This is a genomic window from Streptomyces sp. NPDC001709, from assembly GCF_053596375.1.
On sequence record NZ_JBSFGB010000021.1, the window covers coordinates 142482 to 167931 of the forward strand.

A 25450-nucleotide genomic window follows, 5' to 3' on the forward strand; every position below is an offset into this window, starting at 1 on the left:
TGGGCGGGGTCGGGGAGCGAGAGCGCCCTGCACAAGGTTACTGGGTGCGGGTCACTCGTCCGGACGCGCGCGGGTGCCGTACGGCCTGCCCTACTGCCGCAGCGCCCAGCCGCGCTCCCGCAGCGCCTCCTTCAGCACCGGCACCGCCTTGGGCTCCACGCTCAGCTGCACCAGACCCGCCTGCTGCCCGGTCGCGTGCTCGATGCGTACGTCCTCGATGTTGATCCCGGCCCGTCCCGCGTCGGCGAAGATGCGGGCCAGCTGGCCGGGCTGGTCGTCGATGAGCACGACCACGGTCTCGTACACGCGCGGCGCGCTGCCGTGCTTGCCGGGCACCCGCACCTGGCCGGCGTTGCCGCGGCGCAGCACGTCCTCGATGCCGGCGCTGCCCTCGCGCCGCTTGCCGTCGTCGGAGGACTGCAGGGCGCGCAGGGCCTCGACGGTCTCTCCCAGATCGGCGGCGACGTCGGAGAGCAGGTCGGCGACCGGGCCGGGGTTCGCGGACAGGATGTCGATCCACATGCGCGGGTCGGAGGCGGCGATCCGGGTCACGTCCCGGATGCCCTGCCCGCACAGCCGCACGGCGGCCTCCTCGGCGTGCTCCAGGCGCGCGGCGACCATGCTGGACACCAGGTGGGGCATGTGGGAGACCAGGGCGACGGCGCGGTCGTGGGCGTCGGCGTCCATGACGACCGGTACGGCCCGGCAGTGCGAGACCAGCTCCAGGGCGAGGTTCAGCACCTCGGTGTCGGTGTCCCGGTTCGGGGTGAGCACCCAGGGGCGGCCCTCGAAGAGGTCGGCGCTCGCGGCCAGCGGGCCGGACTTCTCCCGGCCGGACATGGGGTGCGTGCCGATGTACGCCGTGAGGTCGAGGCCGAGCGCCTCCAGGTCGCGGCGCGGGCCGCCCTTGACGCTGGCCACGTCCAGGTAGCCGCGGGCCACGCCCCGGCGCATGGCGTCGGCGAGCACCCCGGCCACATGGGCGGGCGGGGCGGCCACGATCGCCAGGTCGACCGGGCCCTCGGGCGCCTCGTCGGTGCCGGCGCCGAGCGCGGCGGCCGTACGAGCCTGCTCGGCGTCGTGGTCGGCGAGGTGGACGCTGACGCCGCGCTGGACGAGGGCCAGGGCGGCGGAGGTGCCGATGAGGCCGGTGCCGATGACGAGAGCGGTTCTCACTGGGCGATGTCCTTACGCAGGGCGGCGGCGGCGCCGAGGTAGACGTGGTTGATGTCGGCGCGGTGCTTGTCGGACTCTATGTGCGCGAGGATCCGTACGACCCGGGGCATGGCGCCCTCGATGTCCAGTTCCTGGGCGCAGATCAGGGGTACGTCGACGATGCCGAGCTTGCGGGCGGCGGCCGCCGGGAAGTCGCAGTGCAGGTCGGGTGTGGCTGTGAACCAGATGCTGATCAGGTCGTCCGCGGTGAGCCCGTTGCGTTCCAGGACGGTGGTCAGCAGGGCTCGGACCTGCTCTCCCATGTGACCGGCCTCGTCCCGCTCCAGTTGGACAGCCCCCCGGACCGCTCGTACCGCCACGGCGCAGCCTCCCTGCTGACATGCGGATCTGTTGTTGGTCCGTCCAGCGTAGTCAGCCCGCGCGCTCGCGAGGCGCGGTGCCCGATCGCTGAGACGATGCGGGCAATCCGGTATCTACTGATTTGAACGTCTGTGTGGAGGCTGGCATGACCGAGGACGTGAGGCGGCGCACGGTTCTGGCGACGGGCGCGGCGGCTGCGCTCACCGCACCCGTCGCGGCATGCGGCGGCAAGAAGGGCGGCGGGAGCGCCACGAGTACCAGCAGCACCGAGAGCGGCAGCGGCGTGAAGACCGCGGGCACCGGACAGGATCTGGGCAAGACCAGTGACATCCCGGAGGGCGGCGGCAAGGTCTTCAAGGAGCAGAAGGTCGTCGTCACGCAGCCGAAGAAGGGCGACTTCAAGGCCTTCTCCGCGATCTGCACGCACCTGGGCTGCACGGTGAACAAGGTCGCGAACGGCACGATCGACTGTCCGTGTCACGGCAGCAAGTTCCATGTCGCCGACGGCTCGGTGGCCCACGGCCCGGCGACCAAGCCGCTGCCGGGCAAGTCGATCAAGGTGGAGAACAATTCGATCCGCCTGACCTGAGGTTCCGCGTACGCTCCGGGCATGCAGCCCGAGGCCCTGGTACGCGACCACACCGTTTACGCCTGCGTCATGGGTTCCCGGGCCTTCGGCCTGGCGACGGAGGCGAGCGACACCGACCGGCGGGGGGTGTTCCTCGCCCCCACTCCCCTGTTCTGGCGGTTCGAGAAGCCGCCGACGCATGTGGAGGGGCCGGGCGAGGAGCAGTTCTCCTGGGAGCTGGAACGGTTCTGCGAGCTGGCGCTGCGGGGCAACCCGAACATCCTGGAGTGCCTGCACTCGCCGCTGGTCGAGCATGTGGACGACACCGGCCGGGAACTGCTGTCCCTGCGCGAGGCCTTCCTCTCCCGCCGGGCCTACGACACCTTCACCCGCTATGCCCTCGGCCAGCGCAAGAAGCTGGAGGCCGACGTTCGCAGGACGGGCGCCCCGCGCTGGAAGCACGCCATGCACCTGCTGCGCCTGCTGATGTCCGCCCGCGACCTGATGCGCACCGGCGAGCTGCGGATCGACGTCGGCGACCAGCGGGAGCCGCTGCTCGCGGTGAAGCGGGGCGAGGTCCCCTGGGCCGAGGTCGAGACCTGGATGGCCCGGCTGGGCACGCAGACGGAAGAGGCCCTGCACCACACCCCACTCCCACCGGACCCGGACGAGGCCCGCGTGGCCGACTACCTGTTCCGCACCCGCCACACCTCAGCGCAGAAACCGCCCACACCGCCCCCGCCGAGGCCCCGCACAAACACCACATCCCGCTAGCCGCCCCTGCACGAGGACACCACACCACACCTCCCGGGACGCCCCCACCCGCCGGGACCGCACAGGACGCCGCATCCCGCCCGCCAGGCCCGCATATGGACGCCCCATCCCGCCGAACGACCCCCAGCAGGACGCCACGCCACTCCTGCTTGGGCCCGTACACAGACGCCACACCCCGCCCGCCAGGGCCGCAAGCGGGCGCCGCAGCCCGCCAGCCGCCCCGCACGAGGACGCCACGCCACTTCCACTGGGCCGCATATGGACGGCCCCATCCTGCCGACTGGCCCCCGACCAGGACGCCACGCCACCCCCGCCGGAACCGCACGCAGACGCCACACCCCACCCGCCAGGGCCGCAAGCGGGCGCCGCAGCCCGCCAGCCGCCCCGCACGAGGACGCCACGCCACTCCCGCCCGAGCAGCATGCAGACGCCACACCCCACCCGCCAGGGCCGCAAGCAGACGCCACAACCCCCAGCCGCCCCCGCACGAGGACGCCACGCCGCTCCCGCCGGAAGTGCACCCGCGGACGTCACGCCAAGCCTGGTGGAGCCGCAGGCGGACGGGGTCGGTGATGTCGCCGGGGGGCTCGGGTGTTCCTGGCTGGGCTGCGGGTGTCAGGCTGTCAGGCGGACGCGCACCACGAAGTCGTGCAGGGCGTCGTACGCGATCGGTGCGTCCGGTAGGGGTGAGGTGGACTGGGCCTCGTCGAGGACGGCGTGCAGCCGCTCCACGTCGGCTTCCACGCGCGCGTGAGGGACCTCGGCCGCGCCGTGCTCGCGCTCCGCCTTGGCGGCTATCAGCTCGGGCAGATAGCCGGGCGCGGCGTCCACCTCGTCCAGCAGCGTGGGCAGGTGGGCCTGGACCTCGCCGCTGCGCATGAGGTGGATGCCGGTGAGCAGCACCCGGAACGTGTAGAGCAGCGGCTTGAGTTCGCCGGTCTTCTCGAACAGCCGCCACTGGGTCACCGCGAAACCCCGGTAGTGGTGGGCGTGGTGGCTGGTGAGGACGCCGGGGGCGAGCGCGGCCAGCTCCCGGTGCGTGTCGCCGGTGTGCACGACCAGCGGCGAGAGCAGCTGCTCCAGCACGTAGCCGTTGCGGCGCAGCATCAGCCGGACGAACTTGCGCAGGTCGTGGGTGACGAGGTCCAGCTCGACGCCGTAGCGCACCCAGGCCCGCGAGCGGGTCTCGTCCGGCTCGCGCAGTCCGACGAGGTCGGCCGCCGGGAGCAGATGGACGCCCCGCAGGTCCACGTCGGAGTCCTGCGAGGGGAAGCCGTACAGATGGGCTCCGGAGACGGTCGCGAACAGCAGGGGGTCGGGCTGCTGCGCGACCACGGGCTTCAGGTCGATGTCGAGGTCGTCGATCATGGGCCTAAGCGTCCCAGAGTGCCCCCAGGGCCGACAGACCGTCCCGGTACTCGATCCGCTCCGCCCAGTCGGCCGGCCAGGCCTCCGCCCCCAGCCAGGCACCCGCGAAGGCGCCGGTGAGGCAGGCGATGGAGTCGGAGTCGCCGGAGGAGCAGGCCGCCCGGCGCAGAGCGGTGACGGGCGCGTCGGGGAAGAGCAGGAAGCACAGCAGACCGGTGGCGAGAGCCTCCTCGGCGATCCAGCCCGCGCCGGTGGCCAGACAGGGGTCGGTCTCCGGGGAGACGGTCCGCACGGCCTCCTGGAGCCGGTCGAGGACCCCCAGACACTCGTCCCAGCCGCGCGCGATGAAGTGCTCGGGGCTCGGGTCCTGGGAGCGGGTCCACAGGTCGCCCAGCCACGTGTGGTCGTAGTGGGTGCGGTGGTCGAGGGCGTACGAGCGCAGCTGTCCGACCAGCCCGGTCGGGTCGGTGCCCCGGGCGAGCAGGTGGACCGCATGGGCGGTGAGGTCGGAGGCGGCCAGCGCGGTCGGGTGGCCGTGGGTGAGCGCGGACTGCAACTGGGCGGCGCCGGCGCGCTGTTCGTCGCTGAGGCCGGGGGCGAGCCCGACGGGCGCGACCCGCATATTGGCACCGCAGCCCTTGGAGCCGACCTGGCTGGCGTCCTGCCAGACCCGGTCCTCCTCCTTCAGCAGGCGGCACGCGGTCAGGCAGGTGCGGCCCGGGGCGCGGTTGTTCTCCGGCGAGTCGTACCAGTCCACGAACTCCTCGCGCAGCGGCCGCTCCAGCCGCTTCGGTGCGAGGAAGCCGCGGTCCATGGCCGTCCTGAGCGCGCGGCCGACCGCGAGGGTCATCTGGGTGTCGTCGGAGACGTAGGCGTGCCGCGGCAGCTCCATCTCCCGCCAGGGCCCGCACTTGGCGAGGATCGACGGCACGTCGTTGAACTCGGTTGGGAAGCCGAGGGCGTCCCCGAGGGCGAGGCCCAGCAGCGTTCCGGTGGCCGTGTGCTTGGGCATAGGATCACCATCCCCCTTTATCGTCACACTGACAATAAAGGGGGATGGTGATCAGACGCAAGCGACTATCAGAGATCGACTTCCTTCATCAGCATCCCGACCTCGGTGTTGGACAGCCGGCGCAGCCAGCCCGACTTCTGGTCGCCGAGGGTGATCGGGCCGAAGGCCGTGCGGACCAGCCTGTCGACCGGGAAGCCGGCCTCCGCCAGCATCCGCCGCACGATGTGCTTGCGGCCCTCGTGCAGGGTCACCTCGACCAGGTAGTTCTTGCCGGTCTGCTCCACGACCCGGAAGTGGTCCGCGCGCGCGTACCCGTCCTCCAGCTGGATGCCGTCCTTCAGGCGCTTGCCCAGGTCGCGCGGGATCGGGCCGACGATCGCCGCGAGGTAGGTCTTCTTCACGCCGTACTTGGGGTGCGTGAGGCGGTGCGCCAGCTCGCCGTGGTTGGTCAGCAGGATGACGCCCTCGGTCTCGGTGTCCAGCCGGCCGACGTGGAAGAGCCGCGTCTCGCGGTTGGTGACGTAGTCCCCGAGGCACTGCCGCCCCTCCGGGTCCTCCATCGTCGAGACGACACCCGCGGGCTTGTTCAGCGAGAAGAACTGGTACGACTGCGTCGCCACCGTCAGGCCGTCGACCTTGACCTCGTCCTTCTCCGGGTCGACCCGTCGGCCCTGCTCCAGGACGATCTCGCCGTTGACCTCGACCCGCGCCTGCTCGATCAGCTCCTCGCAGGCCCGCCGCGAGCCGTAGCCGGCGCGCGCGAGGACCTTCTGCAGCCGCTCGCCCTCCTGCTCGGCACCCGGGAAGGTCTTGGGCAGCTTGATGTCCTTCTTGCCCGCGTAGCGCTCCCGATTGCGCTCCTCGACCCGTGCCTCGTACTCACGCGAGCGCGCGGGGGCCGTACGGCCGCGCCCGCCGCCCTGCTGGGACTGCTTGGGGCCACCCTTGGCACCGCCGCGGGCCGCACCGCCCCGGCCGGACTTGGGGCCGTCCTTCGTGGCCCCGGGGCCCACGTCGTAGCGGCGCTCCTCGGGGCGGGGCTTGCTGGGACGGCCCTGCCCCTGCCGCTCGTCCCTGTTGTTGCCGGCTCCGCGGTAGTTACCGCGCCCGCCACTCTTGCCGCTGCCGCTGCTTCGCATCAAAGTTCCGTCTTAGTCGTCTGCGTCCTGAGCACCGGGCGCGTCGGGCGCGTCCGGGTCGAACGACGGAACGCCTTCCTGGGTCTCGGCCTCGATCGCCTCCGCCTCCGGGAGGAAGGGCGCGAGCTCCGGAAGCTCGTCCAGGCCGCGCAGGCCCATCCGCTCCAGGAAGTAGTTCGTCGTCCTGTACAGGATCGCACCTGTTTCGGGTTCCGCGCCCGCGTCCTCGACCAGACCGCGCTGCAGGAGGGTGCGCATCACACCGTCACAGTTGACTCCGCGCACGGCGGAGACGCGGCTGCGGCTGACCGGCTGGCGGTAGGCGACGACCGCGAGGGTCTCCAGCGCGGCCTGGGTGAGCCGGGCGGTCTGGCCGTCCAGGACGAGCCGCTCCACGGCAGGCGCGTACTCGGCGCGGGTGTAGAAGCGCCAGCCGCCCGCGACGAACCGCAGCTCGAAGCCGCGGCCCTGCACGGTGTACTCGTCGGCCAGCTCCCGCAGCGCGTCCGCGATCTGCCGTTTCGGCCGCTCCAGCAGCTTCGCCAGGTGCTCCTCGGTCGCGGGCTCGTCCACGACCATGAGCATGGCCTCCAGGGCGGGCTTGAGGTCGAGATCGGCGACGCCGCGCAGCCCTGGGGGGAGCTCTGTGGTCTCGCTCATGCCTTCTTCTCCTCCTTGGGCTGCTCGGGCGGCCGGTCGAACTCGTCGGTGACCATCGGCGCCGCGTCGGTGTCCCCGCCGGTCCAGCGCACGAGCAGCTCCCCGAGCGCGGCCTCCTGCTCCAGGGCGACGGCCTTCTCGCGGTACAGCTCCAGCAGGGCGAGGAACCGCGCCACGACGGTGAGCGTGTCCTCCGTGTCCTCGATCAGCGCCCGGAAGCTGGCCTCGCCCAGCTCCTTCAGCCGGGCGACCACGATCCCGGCCTGCTCCTGCACGCTGACCAGCGGGGCGTGGATGTGGTCGACGTAGACCTGCGGCTTGGGCTTGGGCTGCATCGCCTTGACCGCGAGCCTGGCGAAGCCCTCGGGGCCGATGCTGATGACGACCTCGGGCAGCAGCTCGGCGTGGTGCGGTTCCAGACCGACGGTACGGGGCCAGCGGCGGGCCTCGTCGTCCAGGCGCCGGTTGAAGATGTCCGCGATCTGTTTGTACGCGCGGTACTGCAGCAGCCGCGCGAAGAGCAGGTCGCGGGCCTCGAGGAGCGCGAGGTCGGCTTCGTCCTCCACCTCCGCGGCAGGCAGCAACCGGGCGGCCTTCAGATCGAGCAGCGTCGCGGCGACCACCAGGAACTCGGTCGTCTGGTCCAGGTCCCAGTCCGGCCCCATGGCCCGGATGTGGGCCATGAACTCGTCGGTGACCTTGGACAGGGCGACCTCGGTGACATCCAGCTTGTGCTTGGAGATGAGCTGGAGGAGGAGGTCGAAGGGTCCCTCGAAGTTGGCGAGGCGGACCTTGAAGACACCGTCGGAAGCGGGCTCGCTCTCCGCCCGAGGCGCGGGAGCCGGCACTTCGGCAGCCCGGCGTTCCTGGGGCGGTGTCGCCACGGGTTCCGTGATCGGCTCGGTGCCAGGGACCGGTTCGGTCCGCGGCGCTCCCGGCCCGCGCCCCAGCGCACGCCTGCGACCGGCAGCGGGGCCGGAAGCGGGAACGTCGGACGAGGTCATGGCCCCCGCAGGCTACCCCTACCGCCCCCGCAGCCGTCGTACGAGGATGCTCGCGTCCCCGCGGGACTCCAGGTCTGCCAGGACCACGGCCACCGCCTCGCGGACGATCCGCCCGCGGTCAACGGCCAGCCCGTGCTCGCCCCGGAGCACCAGACGGGCGTGCTCGAGGTCCATCAGCTCCTCGGCCGACACATACACCGTGATCTTCTCGTCGTGCCGCTCACGCCCACTGGGCCGCCGGGCCGCCGCCCGCCCCCGCTTGCGCGGCTGCGCGGCGGCGGCAGAGCCTTCCTGCCCGGCCTGCCGTCGCGCCGGGCGGTTGCGGGACTCGCCGGCGCCGTCCTGCTCGGCCTCCGCCGCGGCATGCTCCGCGCCCTCGCCGTCACCGCCCTGCACGGGCACCGACTGCGGTGCGTCCTCGGCGGCGGCCACGTCGTCGCTCTCCCCCGCGGGAGCCGGCACCCGGGCCTCACCGTTGGCCGCGCGGCGGGGAGTCGACGGCTGCAGTGCCGTCCCCCCTGTCGTACGGAAGAGTTCGTCGGCCCCGGGCAGACTCACTCGGCGTGACACCGGGCGAGCACCTCCCTGGCGAGCTGGCGATAGGCGGCGGCACCGACGGAGTTGGAGGCGTAGGTGGTGATCGGCTCACCGGCCACCGTGGTCTCCGGGAAGCGGACCGTGCGGCCGATGACCGTGTGGTAGACGTGGTCGTCGAACGCCTCGACCACACGGGCCAGGACCTCGCGGCTGTGGACCGTGCGCGAGTCGTACATCGTGGCGAGGATGCCGTCCAGTTCGAGTTCGGGGTTGAGCCGCTCCTGGACCTTCTCGATGGTCTCGGTCAGCAGGGCCACCCCGCGCAGGGCGAAGAACTCGCACTCCAGCGGCACGATCACCTTGTGCGCGGCCGTCAGGGCGTTGACGGTGAGCAGGCCGAGCGAGGGCTGGCAGTCGATCACGATGTAGTCGTAGTCGGACATCAGCGGCTTGAGCGCCCGCTGGAGGGTCGACTCGCGCGCGACCTCGGAGACCAGCTGGACCTCGGCGGCCGACAGGTCGATGTTGGAGGGCAGCAGGTCCATGTTGGGGACCGCCGTCTTCAGCAGGACCTCGTCCGCGGACATGCCCCGCTCCATGAGCAGGTTGTAGACCGTCAGGTCGAGTTCCATCGGGTTGACGCCGAGACCCACCGACAGCGCGCCCTGCGGGTCGAAGTCCACGAGCAGCACGCGCCGTCCGTACTCCGCGAGCGCGGCACCCAGGTTGATGGTCGACGTCGTCTTGCCGACGCCACCCTTCTGGTTGCACATCGCGATGATCGTCGCGGGGCCGTGGTCGGTCAGCGGGCCCGGGATCGGGAAGTACGGCAGCGGGCGTCCGGTCGGGCCGATGCGCTCACGGCGCTGGCGGGCCGCGTCGGGCGCGAGCGTGGCCGCGTACTCCGGATCGGGCTCGTACTCGGCGTCGGGGTCGTAGAAGTGCCCCTCGGGCAGTTCGTCGTAGTCGGCGAAGTGGTTGTGGGGCGCGCCACTTCCGTCGCCGGCCATGGCGTTCACGTGATGGCCATCCATGCTCTGGTGTGCTGTCCGGGCGGTCTGCGGACCCGGACTCTGGTGGGCTGCGAAGGTGCGCACAGCTACGGAGCCGACAGCCTCGAATCCCGCGGAGCCCTGGCCCCGTGCAGGCATTCCTGGTTGACCACCCCCGGGAGAAAATGTCGACTCATTCACAAGTCGTCTTACCTCCTTGGTGACCAGGAAACTTCTAGACAAGGTCAGCGTGGCACCATGCCGACGGTTGGCGACTCTATGGCGTGTCGGCGGTCCGCAGCAACACAATCCGCCGGACCCGGCAGGATGTGTCGGCAATGAAACATCTCGCTGTCAAGGGCGTACGGCCGTCGCACAGCAGGTTTCACCGGTGTGCGAATCGGTCGAAGGGTTACGTTCGAGGCGAGTTGACCGAGAGTCGCAAAGTGACCATACACACATCCGGCCGGACCTTGTCGGGCAAGGTCCGGCCGGGTGCGCGGTGTTGACGAGCCGTGTTGACGTATCGCCTTTTACCTGATGGTGACTTAACGACTCACCAGGTCAACAGGGTCGGTCGAGCGTCAGCCGAGCAGGGTCTCCAGCGCGACGTACTCCAGGCCGTGCGCCTCCGCGACCTCCTTGTAAACAACCTTGCCCTCGTGGGTGTTGAGGCCCTTGGCGAGCGCGGGGTCGCGGCGCAGCGCCTCGACCCAGCCGTTGTTGGCGAGGGAGACGATGTAGGGCATCGTCGCGTTGGTGAGCGCGTTGGTGGAGGTGTTGGGCACCGCGCCGGGCATGTTGGCGACGCAGTAGAAGACCGAGTTGTGCACCTTGAAGGTCGGCTCGGCGTGGGTCGTCGGGCGGGAGTCCTCGAAGCAGCCGCCCTGGTCGATCGCGATGTCGACAAGGACACTGCCGGGCTTCATGCGGGACACCAGCTCGTTGGTGACCAGCTTCGGGGCCTTGGCGCCCGGGATGAGGACCGCGCCGATGACGAGGTCGGCGTCGAGGACGGCCTTCTCCAGCTCGAAGGAGTTGGACATGATCGCCTTGACCTTCGTACCGAAGATCTTGTCGGCCTCGCGCAGCTTGTTGATGTCGCGGTCCAGCAGGGTCACCTCGAAGCCCATGCCGACGGCGACCTGGGTGGCATTCCAGCCGGAGACACCGCCGCCGATGACCACGCACTTGGCCGGGGTCACGCCCGGGACTCCGCCCGGCAGCACGCCACGGCCGCCGGCCGCGCGCATCAGGTGGTAGGCGCCGACCTGCGGGGCCAGCCGGCCCGCGACCTCGGACATCGGGGCGAGCAGCGGCAGCGCGCGGTTGGGCAGCTCGACGGTCTCGTAGGCGATGGCCGTGGTGCCGGACTCGATGAGCGCGTCCGTGCACTCCTTGGAGGCGGCCAGGTGCAGGTAGGTGAAGAGGATCTGGTCCTTGCGGAGGCGGTGGTACTCCTCCGCGATGGGCTCCTTGACCTTCAGCAGCAGGTCGGCGGTGGCCCAGACCTCGTCGGCGGTGTCCAGGATCCCGGCACCGGCGGCCACGTACTCGTCGTCCGTGATCGAGGAGCCGAGGCCGGCGCCGCGCTCGATGACGACCTGGTGGCCGTTGCGCACCAGCTCGTGCACGCCGGCGGGGGTGATGGCCACCCGGAACTCGTTGTTCTTGACCTCGCGGGGGATGCCGACCTTCACGTCGATCACGGTCCTTGGCTCAGAGGGTATGGGGGTGCTTTGCAGACGTACCCAGACATGCGGGGGCATACCGGGAGACACCGCAGGAGAACGTGCGGCAGAGCCAGTTTAATGAAGGCGTTCCGGCTGTCTAGCCTTTCATTGCATCAATCTTCATTGGATGGACTGCGGATTTCGCAGGCGTTCCTGTCCTGTTCCGGCCTTGTCTCGTCGTCCGGGACGTTCTCGACCAGCATGCGCCCCGCCGCCGCGCGGTGCAGACGGGCCGCGGCGGGGTCGCCCAGGTGCTCCAGGGTGTCGGCCAGCCTCAGCTGCAGCGCGGCCTGCAACCGGACGTCGTCCGCGCGCCGCGCCCACTCCACCGCCTCCTGGCAGGTGCGCAGCGACTCCTCGAACCGGCCCGCGTACTCCTGCACCCGGGCCAGCTCGCTCAACGCCCGTGCATGGGCGGCCACATCGCCGCCCTTGCGGTAGCCGGCGACGGCGGCCCGCCAGTCCCGCAGGGCCTCGCCGTAGCGGCCCGCGTAGGTGTGGGCGGTGGCGATCCGGCCGTACAGCCGGGCGGCCTGCTCGCGCTCGCCCCGGGCCAGCCGCTCGGCCAGCGCCCGGCCGAACCAGTCGGCGGCCCGGTCGTAGTCCCCCAGCTCCTGATAGGCGCCACCTACGGATTCCATTGCGCGGCCAGCCGCATACGGGTCATTTGCTCTGCGTCCGGCGGCCAAAGCCAACCGATATCGTGCCAGTGCGTCCCGGGTACGGCCGGTTTGCGCGTCCACGTCGCCCAGGTTCAGCAGCGCCGCGGCCTCCTCCCGGGCCAGCCCGCGCCGCTCGGCGACATCGAGGACCAGGCCGTGCACGTCGTACAGGTCGGCGGCCGCCGCCTGCGTGCCCTCATGCGCCACCATGGCCTTGACCAGCTGGGACATCAGCCGCCGCGCGAGGTTGTCCAGCTCGCCGTCGGCCACCGCCAGATACGCGGACGCCAGCAGCGCGGGGCGCCGGACGCGCAGCCAGTCGGCCGCGGCCCTGGGATTCGGGAAGCGCACCTCGCGGGGCATCGCGTTCAGCTTCTCCCGGGCCTGCGGGCTGTCCGTCTCGGTGATCGCCCGGCACGACTGCAGCAGCCGTACGGTCCGCTCCAGCATCCGGGCCCGGGCCAGCTGCAGCTCCGCGGGCCGCTCCTGGCTCTCGGCCGAGGCACGCAGCAGCGGATGCAGACAGCCGGGGACGCCGTACTGGGGCAGCGGGGAGTCCAGCGGACGCAGCAGACCGAGGGCGACGAGATCGTCCAGGGTGTCGCGGGCGGTGTTCACCGAGCAGCCGGCGAGGGCCGAGGCGGTGTGCGGGTCGACCAGGCCGGCCGGGGCGAGGGAGAGCAGCCGCAGGATCCGGGCGGCCGGGCCGGGCAGGTCGGCCTGGACATGCCGGAAGACACGGGCCAGCGGGGTGCCGTCCGAGCCGTCGTCGGCGCCGGTGTGCAGCCGTTTGGCGAGGTCGGAGACGGCGGCCTTGGGCCGGGCGGCGAGCCAGCCGCCGGCCAGGACGAGCGCGGCCGGATGGCTCTGGCAGGCCTCGACCAGGCTCTCGGCGGCGCGCGGGTCGACCGTGATGCGGACGGCGCCGGTGTAGCGGGTGAGCAGCTCCACCGCGGACTTGGTGTCCAGGCCGCCCAGGGTGCAGGGGCGGACGTCCGCGATGCCGGTCAGCGGGCCCGAGGAGACGGCCACCACCAAGCAGTCCGGGGCCTGCGGGAGCAGCGCGTCGACCTGCTCGGCACCGGCCGCGTCGTCCAGCAGCAGGAGCGTGCGCCGCTCGGCGAGGGCGGTGCGCAGCGCCTCGGTCAGCTCGTCCTCGGCGGCGCCGGCCGGGGCGGGCAGCCCCAGCGCGGTGAGCAGCTCGCGGGCGGCGCGCCCGGCGGGGACGGGGGTGCCGTCGGGCTCGCTGAGCCGGGCCCGCAGCACCCCGTCGGGGTAGCCGTCCTCGACCTGCCGTACGAGCTCCTCGGCGAGGGCGGTCCGGCCGGAGCCGGGGCGGCCCGCGATCAGGAGCACGCGCGCGCGTGGTGCCTTGCGGCCGGAGAGGGTGTCCAGGCCCGCGCGCTCGATGTCGGCGCGCAGCTCCTTCAACTCCCTTGTACGGCCCAGGAAATGGTGTTGCGCGCCCTCGTCCGCCGACAGTCGCACGCCGCCTGTGTCCACCGCCTGATCCGTCACGGGCCACGCTCCCGTCCCACCGCACGCGCAAGCCCGCCGGATCTTCCGCCACGGGCGTGTCAAGAGCCTAGTTCACGCTCTGCGACGTGCCGTCAGGAGCGCGGCGGACAGATCCCCTGATCGGATCAGGAGATCGTCACACCAGTACGCCGGACGGGTACGGTTCAGCGCTCGAACGGGCGGGCCGGCCAGGGGGCGTCGGCCGGGCGCAGGGCGTCGAGGCCGTCGCCGGTGCGGGCGGCCACCAGGGAGAGGACGCCGACCACCAGACAGTTGTTGTGCACATCCCCGGCCAGGACGCGGCGCACCAGTTCCCCGACCGGCACGCGCGCGTACTCCATGTCGGTCTCCTCGTGCTCCGCCTCGAAGCGCTCGCCCTCGGCCTCGGACAGATCACGGGCGAGGAAGACCCGTACGGCCTCGTCGCAGCCGCCGGGCGTGGTGTACACATCGGTCAGCACCCGCCAGTCCCCGGCCTTGACGTGAGCCTCCTCGTACAGCTCGCGCTGGGCGGCGTGCAGCGGGTTCTCGCCGGGGACGTCGAGGAGGCCGGCCGGGATCTCCCACAGCTTGTGCCGCACGGGGTGGCGGTACTGGTTGATCAGCAGGACCCGGTCCTCCTCGTCTAGGGCGAGGACCGCGACCGAGCCGGGGTGGACCTGGTAGTCGCGGCGGGCCACCGAGCCGTCGGGCATGACCACCTCGTCCGTGCGGACGGAGGTCTTGTTGCCCGTGAAGGGGGTCTCCGTCGCCCGGATCTCCCACTCCTCGGCGGTGTCCTTGATCGTCATGCCCTGTCCTTCCCCACGTGCGCAAGCGGCCGGGACGCGATCGTTTTGAATGCGCGCGCCCCGGCCACCGTACAACTCTTGTGTTACTTCGAGATCTTCTGCGCGCCCTCGGCCTGCTGACGCTCCACGGCCGCCTTCACCAGGCCCGCGAACAGCGGGTGCGGGCGGGTCGGGCGCGAGCGCAGCTCCGGGTGGGCCTGGGTCGCGACCAGGTAAGGGTGCACGTCCCGGGGGTACTCCACGTACTCGACGAGCTTGCCGTCGGGCGACGTCCCGGAGAACAGGATGCCGGCCTTCTTCTCCAGCTCCGCGCGGTAGGCGTTGTTCACCTCGTAGCGGTGCCGGTGCCGCTCCTCGATGTACTCCTTGCCGTCGTACACCTCACGGACGATCGAGCCCTCGGCCAGCTTCGCCGGGTACATGCCGAGCCGCATCGTGCCGCCCATGTCGCCCTCACCGGCGACGATGTCCAGCTGCTCGGCCATGGTGGAGATGACCGGGTGGCCGGTGGCCGGGTCGAACTCGGTGGAGTTGGCGTCCGGGATGTCGGCCAGGTTGCGCGCGGCCTCGATCACGATGCACTGCAGGCCGAGGCAGAGGCCGAGCAGCGGGATCTTGTTCTCGCGGGCGTAGCGGATGGCGCCGACCTTGCCGAGCACACCGCGGTCGCCGAAGCCACCGGGGATGCAGATGCCGTCGACGTCGCCGAGCGCCGCCTTGGCGCCGGCCGGGGTCTTGCAGTCGTCGGAGGTGACCCACTTGATCTTCACCCGGGCGCGGTTGGCGAAGCCGCCGGCGCGCAGCGCCTCGGTGACCGACAGATAGGCGTCGGGCAGGTCGATGTACTTGCCGACCAGGGCGAGGGTGATCTCGTGGTCGGGGTTGTGGACGCGGTCCAGCAGGTCGTCCCAGGTCGTCCAGTCCACATCGCGGAACGGCAGGTCCAGCTTGCGGACGACATAGGCGTCCAGGCCCTCGCCGTGCACGGTCTTCGGGATGTCGTAGATCGAGCGGGCGTCGGGGCACGCGACCACGGCGGCCTCGTCGACGTCGCACATCAGCGAGATCTTGCGCTTGATGGCGGTCGGGACCTCGCGGTCGCAGCGCAGCACGATCGCGTCGGGCTGGATACCGATGTTGCGCAGCGCGGCGACGGAGTGCTGGGTCGGCTTGGTCTTCAGCTCGCCGGAGGGGCCGATGTACGGCAGCAGCGAGATGTGCACGACGAAGACGTTGTCCCGGCCGACCTCGTGGCGGACCTGGCGGACGGTCTCCAGGAACGGCAGCGACTCGATGTCACCGACCGTGCCGCCGACCTCGGTGATGACGACATCGACCTCGTCGGTGGCCATGCGCCGGATGCGGTGCTTGATCTCGTTGGTGATGTGCGGGATGACCTGCACGGTGTCGCCGAGGTACTCGCCGCGCCGCTCCTTGGCGATCACCGTCGAGTAGACCTGACCGGTGGTGACGTTGGCGGAGCCGTCGAGGTCGCGGTCGAGGAAACGCTCGTAGTGGCCGATGTCCAGGTCGGTCTCGGCGCCGTCGTTGGTGACGAACACCTCACCGTGCTGGAAGGGGTTCATCGTGCCCGGGTCGACGTTCAGGTACGGGTCGAGCTTCTGCATCACGACACGCAGGCCACGGGCCTTGAGCAGCATGCCCAGGCTGGAGGCGGTGAGGCCCTTGCCGAGCGAGGAGGCGACACCCCCGGTGACGAAGATGTGCTTGGTCGTCGTAGATTTCGGCGGCATGGCCAAGAGGGGGCTCCCGTGGTCGCGGTCTGTCATGCGGTGCGGCTGCCGGTCCGGAGGAATCCGGGGGTGCCGTCGCTGCGGTTCGGGGGTTTCGGGCCCACCGGTCCACGGGCTACCAGGGTATCAGCGCCTGGGCGGGATGGCTTCCGGCCACGCTCCGCGCTCGCCCGGGCACAGAACCACTCGCCACAGGTGTCAGCACAGGCACGCACAGGTCACACGGTTATCACCCGCTGCTCACCCGTTCGGCCCACACGGGTTGCCCGGAGCGGCACGCAGATCATCTACGTGCGTCGTATCCTGCTCGGACACTCGCTGCCGAGCCCGGCCGGAACGACGGCACACCCCCGCCTGCACCACCCGGAACAACGAGAGCGCGGCAGTTCGTTGAGCAAAGACTGTCGTGTTGCCTTAAGGATCGGCGGGCTGCTTTGCTTCACCGCTCAACGACGCATAACAACGACCCCTTGACCGCACTAGCGACAGCCCCCTGCGCGGGGGTGACGTGGCCGTTCGACTGGAGTTGCACGTGGCCGGGCGCATCGAAGACTACGCACTCATCGGAGACATGCAGACCGCGGCACTGGTCTGCCGGGACGGCACAGTGGACTGGCTGTGCCTGCCCCGCTTCGACTCGCATGCCATCTTCGCCGGCCTGCTGGGCACCGAGGAGCACGGCTTCTGGCGGCTCGGCCCGGCGCACGCCGCCGACGCGCAGCCGCCCGCGGCCGCCCGGCGGAGCTACCGGGGCGACTCGCTGGTCCTGGAATCGGAGTGGGACACCCCGCGGGGCACGGTCCGCGTGACCGATTTCATGCCGCCGCGCGAGGGCGCGCCGCAGCTGATCCGGATCGTGGAGGGCGTCACCGGCCGGGTGCCGATGCGCTCGGCCCTGCGGATGCGGTTCTCCTACGGCCGTGTCGTGCCCTGGGTGCACAAGCACGAGGGCCGTACGGTGGCGGTCGCGGGCCCGGACTCGGTGTGGTTCGACACGGAGGCCGAGACCTACGGAAAGTCACTGACGACGTACGCCGACTTCACGGTCGCCCCGGGTGACCGGATCGCGTTCACGATCTCGTGGCAGCCCTCGCACAAGGAGCCGCCGCCGCTGCCGGAGCCGGAGGCCTCGCTGGAGGCGACGGAGGACTTCTGGCGCGAGTGGGTGGAGCACTGTACGTACCACGGGCCGTACCGCGAGGCGGTGATCCGCTCCCTGATCACGCTGAAGGCCCTCACCTACGCCCCCACGGGCGGCATCGTCGCGGCCCCGACGACCTCCCTGCCGGAGGACATCGGCGGCGTGCGCAACTGGGACTACCGCTACACCTGGCTGCGGGACGCCGCGATCACCCTGTCGTCCCTCCTGCGCACCGGCTACCGCGAGGAGGCCCGTGCCTGGCGCGAGTGGCTGCTGCGCGCGGTGGCGGGTGACCCGGAGAACCTGCAGATCATGTACGGCATCGCCGGCGAGCGCGAGCTGGGCGAGGCCGAGCTGGACTGGCTGCCCGGCTACGAGCACTCCGCCCCGGTCCGGGTCGGCAACGGCGCCGCCCACCAGCTCCAGCTGGACGTGTACGGCGAGGTCACCGAGGCCCTGCACCTGGCGCACATGACGGGTCTGGCCCGTAGCGACTACGCCTCCCTGCTCCAGCTGAAGCTGATCCGCTACCTGGAGGACCACTGGCAGGAGCCGGACGAGGGCATCTGGGAGGTGCGCGGCCCGCGCCGGCACTTCGTGCACTCCAAGGTGATGGCCTGGGTCGCGGTGGACCGCACCATCAAGCTGATCGAGTCCGGGGACGTGGACGGCCCGCTGGAGCGCTGGAAGGAACTGCGCGACGACATCCACCGGGACGTGTGCGAGAAGGGCTACGACAAGGAGCGCAACACCTTCACCCAGTCCTACGGCTCCCAGGAGCTGGACGCCTCGCTGCTGCTGATCCCGCAGATGGGCTTCCTGCCGCCGGACGACAAGCGGGTGATCGGCACGATCGAGGCGATCCAGCGCGAGCTGTCCACCCCGGACGGGTTCATCCTGCGCTATCCGACCGAGGGCGACCACGAGGGCGTCGACGGCCTCCCGGGTGACGAGGGCGCCTTCCTGGCCTGCTCCTTCTGGATGGCGGACGACCTGGCGATGATCGGCCGCGTGGACGAGGCGAGGAAACTCTTCGAAAAGCTCCTCGCCCTGCGCAACGACCTCGGCCTGCTCGCCGAGGAATGGGACCCGCGCCTGCAACGCCAGGTCGGCAACTTCCCGCAGGCCTTCAGCCATGTGCCTTTGATCGACACGGCGCTGCGGCTCACGGCGTCCGGGGCGTACGGCGGCTGAGCGTTCCGCCTAGGCTGAACAGCAGCACCCTGTCCGGAAGGGGGCTGCCATGGCTTCCCGTTCCACGGCGCACGCCGCCCTCACCGCGCTGCGCCAGGATCTGTGCGGCGACGTCTTCGCCCCGGGGGACGCGGGCTACGACCACGCCCGTACGGTCTTCAACGCGCTGTTCGACCGGCGCCCGGCCGTGATCGCGCAGTGCGCGAACGTGACCGATGTGGTCCGGGCCGTGCGCTTCGCGCGCGACCTGGACCTGCACATCGCGGTGCGGGGCGGCGGGCACGGCCTGGCGGGGGCCCGGGTGGACGGCGCGCTCGTCGTGGACCTGCGCCGGATGCACGCGGTCACCGTCGACCCGGCGGCCGAGGCGGTCCGGGTCGAGGGCGGGGCGACGATGAGCGACCTGGACCGGGCGACCCAGCCCTACGGCCTGGCGACCACCGGCGACCGTGCCTCGGGTGCCGGGATCGCCGGCTTCGTCCTCGGCGGCGGCACCGGCTGGCTGGACCGCGCCTTCGGCCTGGCCGTGGACAACCTCCTCGGCGTGGAACTGGTGACCGCCGACGCCGAGCGGGTACACGCCAACGCCGACGAGAACCCGGAGCTGTTCTGGGCGCTGCACGGCGCAGGCGGCAACTTCGGCGTGGCGACCGCGCTCACCCTGGAGCTGCACGAACTGCCGGAGTTCTCGGTCGCGCTCATGCTGTGCCTGCCGGAGTTCGGCCCGGACCTGGTCCGCACCTTCCGCGAGATCATCCGCACCGGTCCGGACGAGGTGGGCGGCACCGTGCTGTACCTGGCCGGTCCGCCGAAGGAGTTCACGCTCCTGTGCGGTGCCCTGCTGACGTACGCGGGCGGGGAGACCGGCCTGCGCAAGCTCGCCGAGCCGCTGCTGGCGCTGCCGCACGAGACGGAGGTCGTCGGCGCCCTGCCGTACGCGGATGTGCAGTGCATGCTTGACCCCCCGTCCGGCTTCCGGGACGACTGGTCGGCCGAGTGCCCGACGGACCTGCCCGACGAGCTGGTGGACCTCTTCTGCGCCCGTGCGGACGGCATGCCCGGAGCGAACGGCAGCCGGCACGCGATCTTCCCGCTGGGCGGCGCGATCGCCGCCGGACCCCATGAGTACCCGGTGCCGTACCGGGACGCGTCCTGGCTGGTGCACCCCTTCGCCTGCTGGACGGACCCGGCCGACGACGCGCGGGCGACGGCCTGGGTGCGGGACGCGTGCGCCGACGTACGGCCCTGGAGCGCCGGTGCCGTCTGCCTCGGCCTCATCGGCGACGAGGGCCCCGAGCGCGTCCGGGCGGGCCTGGGTGCCGGGAACCTGCTGCGGCTGCAGAAGGTGAAGCGGCGCTGGGACCCCGACAACGTCTTCCGGTTCAACCACAACATCGAGCCGGTGTAGCCAGGAGATGTGCGCAGAGATGTTCTCCGGGCGTTCACGCAGGTAGCGTCCGCTGCATGGACAGCCGTACGGACAACCGATTCGACACCCAGGGCGCCGGGATCACCGTGCAGCGGGCACTGGAACTGCCCGGTCTGCGCAGCGGGCTGCCGGAGATCCTGGCGGGTGCCGACCGGCTGGGGCGCACGGTGCGCTGGGTGCACGCGGGCGAGGTGCCGAACATCGCATCCCTGCTCAAGGGCGGCGAACTGCTCCTCACCACCGGCTACGGCCTCGGCACCCGCCCGGCCGAGCAGCGGGCGTTCGTACGCACCCTCGCCGAGCGCGGGATCGCCGCCCTGGTGGTGGAGCTGGGCCCGCGCTTCACCCGGCTGCCCGCCGCCCTGGTGGACACCGCGCGCGCCGCCGGACTGCCGCTGGTCCAGCTGCACCGCGAGGTGCCGTTCGTGACGGTGACCGAGGAGATCCACACCGAGATCGTCAACGGCCACTACGCCCTGCTGCAGCGCGCGGAGGAGGTGCACCGGCGCTGCACCGAGGCACTGCTGGGCGGCGGCGGGGTACCGCAGGTGCTGGGCATCCTGGCCGACTTCAGCGGCAACCCGGTGTTCCTGGAGACGGCCGACGGCCGCCTGCTGTACGCCGCCGGGGAGGGACCCGAGGGGGCGGACCCGCTCCAGGTGTGGGAGGGGCTGCGCGGCCCGCACAAGGACGCGCCGCCGCCCGCCGGTTCGGTGCTGGTGGACGTGCCAGGCGGCGGCCCCGGTACGGCGGGTTCGGTGCGTGCCCGCCTCGTCCTGCTGCCGGTCCGCGCACCGCTGGCCCCCGTGCACCGGATCGCCGCCGAGCGGGCCGCGGGCATCCTGGCCGTGGTGCTGATGCAGGCCCGGCAGGAGGAGGAGCTGGCGGCCCGCGGGCGCGGTGACTTCCTCACCGATCTCGCCGAGGGCCGGATCACCGCGGAGGACGCCCCGGCGCAGGCCCGGGTCCTCGGCTTCAAGCCCGGCGACAGCCCGCTGCTGCCCGTGGTCATGCGGATCGGGGACAGCCTCTCCCCCGCTGGGGGTACCGCCCGCGCGAGCGAAGCCGAGCGTGGGGGAGGCTGGGCGGTGCTGGCGCGGGCCGTCTCCGAGGAGCTGGCCGCGGTGGGCGTGCCGGTGCTGCTGGGCGTACGGCCGGTGGAGGGCCGGGTGCTGGTGCTGCTCGGGCTGCGCTCGGAGTCGGAGCGTTCGGCGGTCGCGGACCGGGTGGCGGCCGCACTGCGGGCGGGCGTGGAGCGGGCCGGGATGCAGCGGCCGGGCTCGCCGCCGCCGGTCGTGGTCGTCGGCGTGGCGGGCGGCTGGACGGCGGCGTCGGCCGGGCTGCGGCACGCGGCGGAGACGGCGACGGCCGCGCAGGGCCTGACCGACCGGCCCTGGTACGACGCCCGCCGCCTCGACATCGACCTGCTGCTGTGGCGGCTGCGCGACCACCCCGACCTCGCGGCCTTCGTGGACCGGGCGATCGGCCCGCTGCGCGACCACGACCGCCGCTCCAGGCCGCCGTTGCTGCCGACCCTGGAGACCTACCTCGCGCACGCCGGCCGCAAGGCGGAGACGGCCCGCGAGCTGCACCTCAACCGGCAGACCCTGTACAACCGGCTCGCCCGTATCGGGGAGTTGCTGGGCACCGACCTCGACGACCCGCAGACGGTCCTGGCCCTGAGCCTGGCACTCCGGGCCCGCCGCCATGTCCCCTAGGTCCTGTCGGACCTAGGCGAGTGGCCGGGGCTGGGTCAACTCGTCGTAGATGCTGAGCACTTGGGCGACGGTCTCGTCCTCGGTCGGCCAGGTGGCGGCCTGCCGGACACCCGCCGCGCGCAGCTCCTCCCGGCGCTCCTGATCCGCGAGGAGGCGTACGACGGTGTCCGCGAGCGCCTCCGGGTCGCCGTACGGGACGAGTTCGGCCGCGTCGCCGACGAGGTCGGGGATGCCGCCGACCCGGGTCGCGACGAGCGGCACGCGCGCGTGCAGAGCCTCCTGGGCGAGGACGGACCGGGACTCCCAACTGCTCGTCAGCAGCGCCAGATCGGCGGCGGCGAGCAGTTCGGGCACGTCCTCGCGGCGGCCGATGAGCCGCGCCGGCAGCGCCTCGTCCTCGATCCGCTGCTGGAGCACCGGCCGTAGCGGGCCTTCCCCGGCGATGACGACGAGCGGCACGGGGTCCAGCTCCCGCCAGGCGCGGGCCGCGTCGAGCAGCACGTCGTAGCCGCGTTGCCGGTCGAGGGAACCGACCGCGAGGAGCAACGGGCGTCCGGCGGCGCCGAGTTCGGCCCGGACCTTGGGGCGCAGCCGGTCGGGGTCGTCGAGGACGACGGGCCGCCGCTGCCCGGGCAGGCCGACGGCGGCGAGCCGGGCGTCCCGCGCCCCCGTTCGCCGGGCCCGGTCCACCAGGTCGGAGCTGGTGCCGAGGACGACGGCCGCCGTCCGCACCACCCGCCGCTCCAGCAGCCTCAGCAGATGCGCCCGCGGGCCCTCCGCCTGGGCCCGGTTGTGCCAGGTGACCACCAGCGGGGTGCGGCGGCCGCTGAGCGCGAGCACGGCCCGGAAGGAGGCGTGCAGCCCGTGCGCGTGCACCAGGTCGGCGTCCGCGCAGGCCGTCCTCAGCGCGGCCACCGACACGGGGTCGCTGCTGCGCGGCACATGCACATGATCGGCACCGGCACCGGTGAAGTCGTAGGCGCGGTCGGCCTCCACAGGGGCGCACACCGTGACCCGCACGCCCCGGGCCACGAGCCCCTCGGCCAGCGAGCGCACATGCGCGCTGCTGCCGGCGTTGCCTCCGCCCAGCACCTGCACGGTGCGCAGCGGCGACTGGCCGTGCGGTGCGTTGCTGCTCACGGGGCTCACGGGCCGGGGGCTCCTGGTTCGGCGTGGGCGGTCACGAGGAAACGTACAGAAGGTAGCGGGCTCAGGGGGGCGGAAGAACGTACCCCGCGCGCCTCCCGCGCGGACCGTGTGCCCTCAAGCATGCCAGGGGGAACGGGGGTTACGGGAAATCCGGAGGGCGCACTCTGCGGCGGGCCGGGGCAATACGCCGGAGCACGTCACCCACACGAGTGAGGAAAGCCGCGCCGTGGCCGAACGCCGTGCGAAGGTATACGGCGAGGTCAGCCCTTACAACGCCCGCGCCCGGGCACTCACCCGGTCCCCGTACACGGCGGCGGCCACGACCGCTACGGCGTGCGCGAGCAGCCCCGCGCGCCGGTTGCCCGCCACCACGGCCGCCCCCAGCGCGGCGCCGAGCGCGTGCGCCCCCGTGTCCCCGATCATCGCGCGCTCCCCGAGGTCGTCGGGCAGGACGGCCGCGGCGGCGCCCATCGCGGCGGCCGACAGCCCGGCGCCGGGCCCCGTGCGCAGCAGCCCCGGCGCACCGAGCGCGAGCACGGCGCCGGCGGCCCGCCCGGGTCGTACGTCGACGAGGTTGACGAAGTGCGCGGCACCGGCGATCACGATCCCGGCGAGGAGCTTGTCCAGTGGCCGCTCCTTCATGAGCGCTCCCGCGACCAGCCCGGCGGCCGAGATCCCGAACAACTTGACGGCCCCGCTGGTGACTTCGCCGTCCCACAGCGCCCCGAGGTGCGCCCGGAAGCCGCGCCGGGTGTCCCCGGAGACGTAGCCGGCGACATCGTCGTAGGCCCCGCAGGCGCCCGCGGCGAGCACGGCGGCCCCGGCCGCGGGTTGCGCCCTGGCGGCGGACAGCGCCACGCCGACCACGCAGGCGGCCCCGGCGTACAGCTCGACGGTCCGACCGGCGTAGTTCTTCCGCTCCCAACGCGCGTGCGAACCCGGCGCGTAGTGGCGCAGGGCGGCGATGCCCGTCCGGGTGACGGCGGCGGCCAGCGCGAAGGCGGCCGCCCGGCTCCTCACGCCTCCGCCCGGGCCGTCGCCAGTAGTTCCTCGGCGTGCGCGCGGGCCGTCTCGGAGTCCTCCTGGCCGGCCAGCATGCGGGACAGCTCCCGGATGCGGTCCTCGCCCTCCAGGACCTTCACGCCGGAGCGGGTGACGGTGCCGTCGTTGGTCTTCTCGACCAGCAACTGGCGGTCGGCGAACGCGGCGACCTGGGGCAGGTGGGTGACCACGACGACCTGCGCGGTCCTGGCGAGCTTCGCCAGGCGCCGCCCGATCTCGACCGCGGCCTTGCCACCGACACCGGCGTCGACCTCGTCGAAGAGGTACGTCGGCACGGGGTCGGTACCCGCGAACACGACCTCCACGGCGAGCATCACGCGGGACAGCTCACCGCCGGACGCGCCCTTGGCGATCGGCCGCGGCGGCGCGCCCGGGTGCGGGGCGAGCAGCAGCTCGACCTCGTCCACGCCCGCCGGTCCGTACGCCACCGCGCGCCCGCCGACCTCGACACCCTCCGGGTCCTCGGTCTGCCGGATGGCGAAGGACACGCGCGCGTGGGGCATCGCCAGCGAGGCCAGCTCGGCCGTCACCGCGGCGGCGAACCGCTCGGCGGCCTCCGTCCGCGCGTCCGTCAACGCCTGTGCCAGGCCGCCCAGTCCGGTGCGGAGCGCGTCCCGTTCGGCGGTCAGCTCCTCGATCCGGTCGTCGTCGCCGTCCAGCTCGGTGAGGCGTGCGGCGCTCTGCTCGGCCCAGGCGAGGACGGCGTTCACGTCCTCCCCGTACTTGCGGGTCAGCGCGGTCAGCGCGGCCCGGCGCTCCTCCACCGCGGCCAGCCGCAGCGGGTCGGCGTCCAGGTCGTCGGCGTACCCGGCCAGCTCACCGGCCACGTCACCGAGCAGGATCCCGATCTCCCCGATCCGCTCGGCGAGGGCGGCCAGCGCCGGGTCGTGCGAGCGCACGGCCTCCAGCGCCCGATGGGCGCCCGCGACGAGGGTCGAGGCGTCGATCCCCTCGGGGTCCTCGGGATTGCCCGCGAGTGCGGCGTGCGCGGCCGTCGCGGCGGACGACAGCGCCTCCGCGTGCCCCAGCCGCTCGGCCTCCTCGGCCAGCTCGGCGTCCTCCCCGGCCCGCGGCTCGACGGCGGCGACCTCCTCGAGCCCGTACCGCAGCATGTCGGCTTCCTGCGCCCGCTCACGCGCGCGCGTGGTGATCTCCTCCAGCTCGGCGGAGACGGCCCGCAGCCGCCGGTAGGCCTCGGTGTACTTGGCGAGCGGCACGGCGACGGCGTCGCCTGCGTACCGGTCCAGGGCCTGCCGCTGCCGGGACAGCTTCAGCAGCCCCTGCTGGTCGGTCTGCCCGTGCACGGCCACCAGGTCGTCGGCCAGCTCGGCGAGCAGTCCCACGGGCACGCTGCGCCCGCCCAGGTGTGCCCGCGAGCGTCCCTCGGCGGAAACGGTACGGCTGATCAGCAGGGCGCCGTCGTCCAGCTCAGCCCCGGCCTCCTCGGCGCGTACGACGGCGGAGGCGTCCGCGGGAATGGTGACCCGCCCCTCCACGACCGCCTTCCCGGCCCCGATCCGTACGAGCGCCGGGTCCGCCCGACCGCCGAGCAGCAGCCCCAGGCTGGTGACCACCATGGTCTTGCCCGCACCCGTCTCACCGGTGACGGCGGTGAACCCCGGCGACAACTCGACGACGGCATCGTCGATGACCCCGAGCGACCGTATCCGCATCTCCTCCAACACGGAACAGACCATACGAGGTCCGGG

The 25450-nt window shown here is 72.3% G+C and carries 21 protein-coding genes; 5 read left to right on the forward strand and 16 right to left on the reverse strand.

Annotated elements, in window-relative coordinates; translation table 11 throughout:
• Nucleotides 1–90 precede the first annotated feature (90 nt).
• Nucleotides 91–1176 carry a prephenate dehydrogenase gene (locus ACWC0C_RS28570; RefSeq protein ID WP_449198069.1) on the reverse strand — a complete coding sequence of 362 codons (1086 nt, stop codon included), beginning with the start codon at nt 1174–1176 and terminating at the stop codon, nt 91–93.
• Nucleotides 1173–1535, reverse strand: coding sequence for a chorismate mutase (gene aroH / locus ACWC0C_RS28575; protein WP_449198068.1), 363 nt, complete (start codon nt 1533–1535; stop codon nt 1173–1175). The genes ACWC0C_RS28570 and aroH overlap by 4 nt, the downstream gene beginning before the upstream one ends.
• A gap of 146 nt (nt 1536–1681) precedes the next feature.
• On the opposite strand from aroH, the gene ACWC0C_RS28580 reads away from it, so the two are divergent.
• Complete coding sequence (locus ACWC0C_RS28580) at nt 1682–2125, forward strand: Rieske (2Fe-2S) protein (RefSeq protein ID WP_450866812.1); 444 nt, start codon at nt 1682–1684, stop codon at nt 2123–2125.
• 21 nt (nt 2126–2146) lie between these two features.
• On the forward strand, nt 2147–2878 hold the full coding sequence (locus ACWC0C_RS28585) for a nucleotidyltransferase domain-containing protein (RefSeq protein WP_450866814.1): 732 nt from the start codon (nt 2147–2149) through the stop codon (nt 2876–2878).
• Nucleotides 2879–3493: 615 nt separating this feature from the next.
• Here the strand turns inward: ACWC0C_RS28585 and ACWC0C_RS28590 are convergent.
• From ACWC0C_RS28590 to ACWC0C_RS28640, 11 genes are all read right to left on the reverse strand, one after another.
• Nucleotides 3494–4246 (reverse strand): nucleotidyltransferase domain-containing protein, encoded by a 753-nt coding sequence (locus tag ACWC0C_RS28590; RefSeq protein WP_450866816.1) that lies wholly within the window; start codon nt 4244–4246, stop codon nt 3494–3496.
• 4 nt (nt 4247–4250) lie between these two features.
• On the reverse strand, nt 4251–5258 hold the full coding sequence (locus ACWC0C_RS28595; RefSeq protein WP_450866817.1) for an ADP-ribosylglycohydrolase family protein: 1008 nt from the start codon (nt 5256–5258) through the stop codon (nt 4251–4253).
• A 68-nt stretch (nt 5259–5326) separates the two neighbouring features.
• Nucleotides 5327–6397 carry a pseudouridine synthase gene (locus ACWC0C_RS28600; RefSeq protein ID WP_450866819.1) on the reverse strand — a complete coding sequence of 357 codons (1071 nt, stop codon included), beginning with the start codon at nt 6395–6397 and terminating at the stop codon, nt 5327–5329.
• A 12-nt stretch (nt 6398–6409) separates the two neighbouring features.
• Nucleotides 6410–7057 carry an SMC-Scp complex subunit ScpB gene (gene scpB, locus ACWC0C_RS28605; protein WP_450866821.1) on the reverse strand — a complete coding sequence of 216 codons (648 nt, stop codon included), beginning with the start codon at nt 7055–7057 and terminating at the stop codon, nt 6410–6412.
• The gene (locus ACWC0C_RS28610) at nt 7054–8061 is read right to left on the reverse strand and encodes a segregation and condensation protein A (protein ID WP_450866823.1); all 1008 of its coding nucleotides are present in this window, start codon (nt 8059–8061) and stop codon (nt 7054–7056) included. Before ACWC0C_RS28610 ends, scpB begins: the two co-directional genes overlap by 4 nt.
• 18 nt (nt 8062–8079) lie before the next feature.
• Entirely contained in the window at nt 8080–8631 is a 552-nt protein-coding gene (locus tag ACWC0C_RS28615) for a hypothetical protein (RefSeq protein ID WP_449198060.1), read from the reverse strand.
• The gene (locus ACWC0C_RS28620) at nt 8616–9749 is read right to left on the reverse strand and encodes a ParA family protein (RefSeq protein WP_449198059.1); all 1134 of its coding nucleotides are present in this window, start codon (nt 9747–9749) and stop codon (nt 8616–8618) included. The genes ACWC0C_RS28615 and ACWC0C_RS28620 overlap by 16 nt, the downstream gene beginning before the upstream one ends.
• Nucleotides 9750–10174: 425 nt before the next feature.
• On the reverse strand, nt 10175–11290 hold the full coding sequence (gene ald / locus ACWC0C_RS28625) for an alanine dehydrogenase (protein ID WP_449198198.1): 1116 nt from the start codon (nt 11288–11290) through the stop codon (nt 10175–10177).
• Between the two features lie 146 nt (nt 11291–11436).
• Nucleotides 11437–13503, reverse strand: coding sequence for a tetratricopeptide repeat protein (locus ACWC0C_RS28630; RefSeq protein WP_450866826.1), 2067 nt, complete (start codon nt 13501–13503; stop codon nt 11437–11439).
• Nucleotides 13504–13667: 164 nt separating this feature from the next.
• Nucleotides 13668–14294 carry an NUDIX domain-containing protein gene (locus ACWC0C_RS28635; RefSeq protein WP_449198057.1) on the reverse strand — a complete coding sequence of 209 codons (627 nt, stop codon included), beginning with the start codon at nt 14292–14294 and terminating at the stop codon, nt 13668–13670.
• Between the two features lie 83 nt (nt 14295–14377).
• Nucleotides 14378–16048 carry a CTP synthase gene (locus ACWC0C_RS28640; RefSeq protein ID WP_449198056.1) on the reverse strand — a complete coding sequence of 557 codons (1671 nt, stop codon included), beginning with the start codon at nt 16046–16048 and terminating at the stop codon, nt 14378–14380.
• A 532-nt stretch (nt 16049–16580) separates the two neighbouring features.
• Here ACWC0C_RS28640 and ACWC0C_RS28645 point away from each other — a divergent pair.
• From ACWC0C_RS28645 to ACWC0C_RS28655, 3 genes are read left to right on the forward strand one after another with little or no spacing between them, the layout of a single operon-like run.
• The gene (locus ACWC0C_RS28645) at nt 16581–18383 is read left to right on the forward strand and encodes a glycoside hydrolase family 15 protein (RefSeq protein ID WP_449198197.1); all 1803 of its coding nucleotides are present in this window, start codon (nt 16581–16583) and stop codon (nt 18381–18383) included.
• A gap of 49 nt (nt 18384–18432) precedes the next feature.
• Complete coding sequence (locus ACWC0C_RS28650; RefSeq protein WP_450866828.1) at nt 18433–19791, forward strand: FAD-binding oxidoreductase; 1359 nt, start codon at nt 18433–18435, stop codon at nt 19789–19791.
• A 56-nt stretch (nt 19792–19847) separates the two neighbouring features.
• A complete protein-coding gene (locus ACWC0C_RS28655) occupies nt 19848–21530 on the forward strand; it encodes a PucR family transcriptional regulator (RefSeq protein ID WP_449198054.1) in 1683 nt (560 codons plus the stop codon).
• 12 nt (nt 21531–21542) lie between these two features.
• Here ACWC0C_RS28655 and ACWC0C_RS28660 read toward each other — a convergent pair whose 3' ends face one another.
• From ACWC0C_RS28660 to recN, 3 genes are all read right to left on the reverse strand, one after another.
• Nucleotides 21543–22679, reverse strand: coding sequence for a glycosyltransferase family 4 protein (locus ACWC0C_RS28660; RefSeq protein ID WP_450866829.1), 1137 nt, complete (start codon nt 22677–22679; stop codon nt 21543–21545).
• 267 nt (nt 22680–22946) lie between these two features.
• Nucleotides 22947–23699 carry a hypothetical protein gene (locus ACWC0C_RS28665; RefSeq protein ID WP_450866831.1) on the reverse strand — a complete coding sequence of 251 codons (753 nt, stop codon included), beginning with the start codon at nt 23697–23699 and terminating at the stop codon, nt 22947–22949.
• Nucleotides 23696–25438 (reverse strand): DNA repair protein RecN, encoded by a 1743-nt coding sequence (recN, locus tag ACWC0C_RS28670; protein ID WP_450866832.1) that lies wholly within the window; start codon nt 25436–25438, stop codon nt 23696–23698. The genes ACWC0C_RS28665 and recN overlap by 4 nt, the downstream gene beginning before the upstream one ends.
• Nucleotides 25439–25450 lie beyond the last annotated feature (12 nt).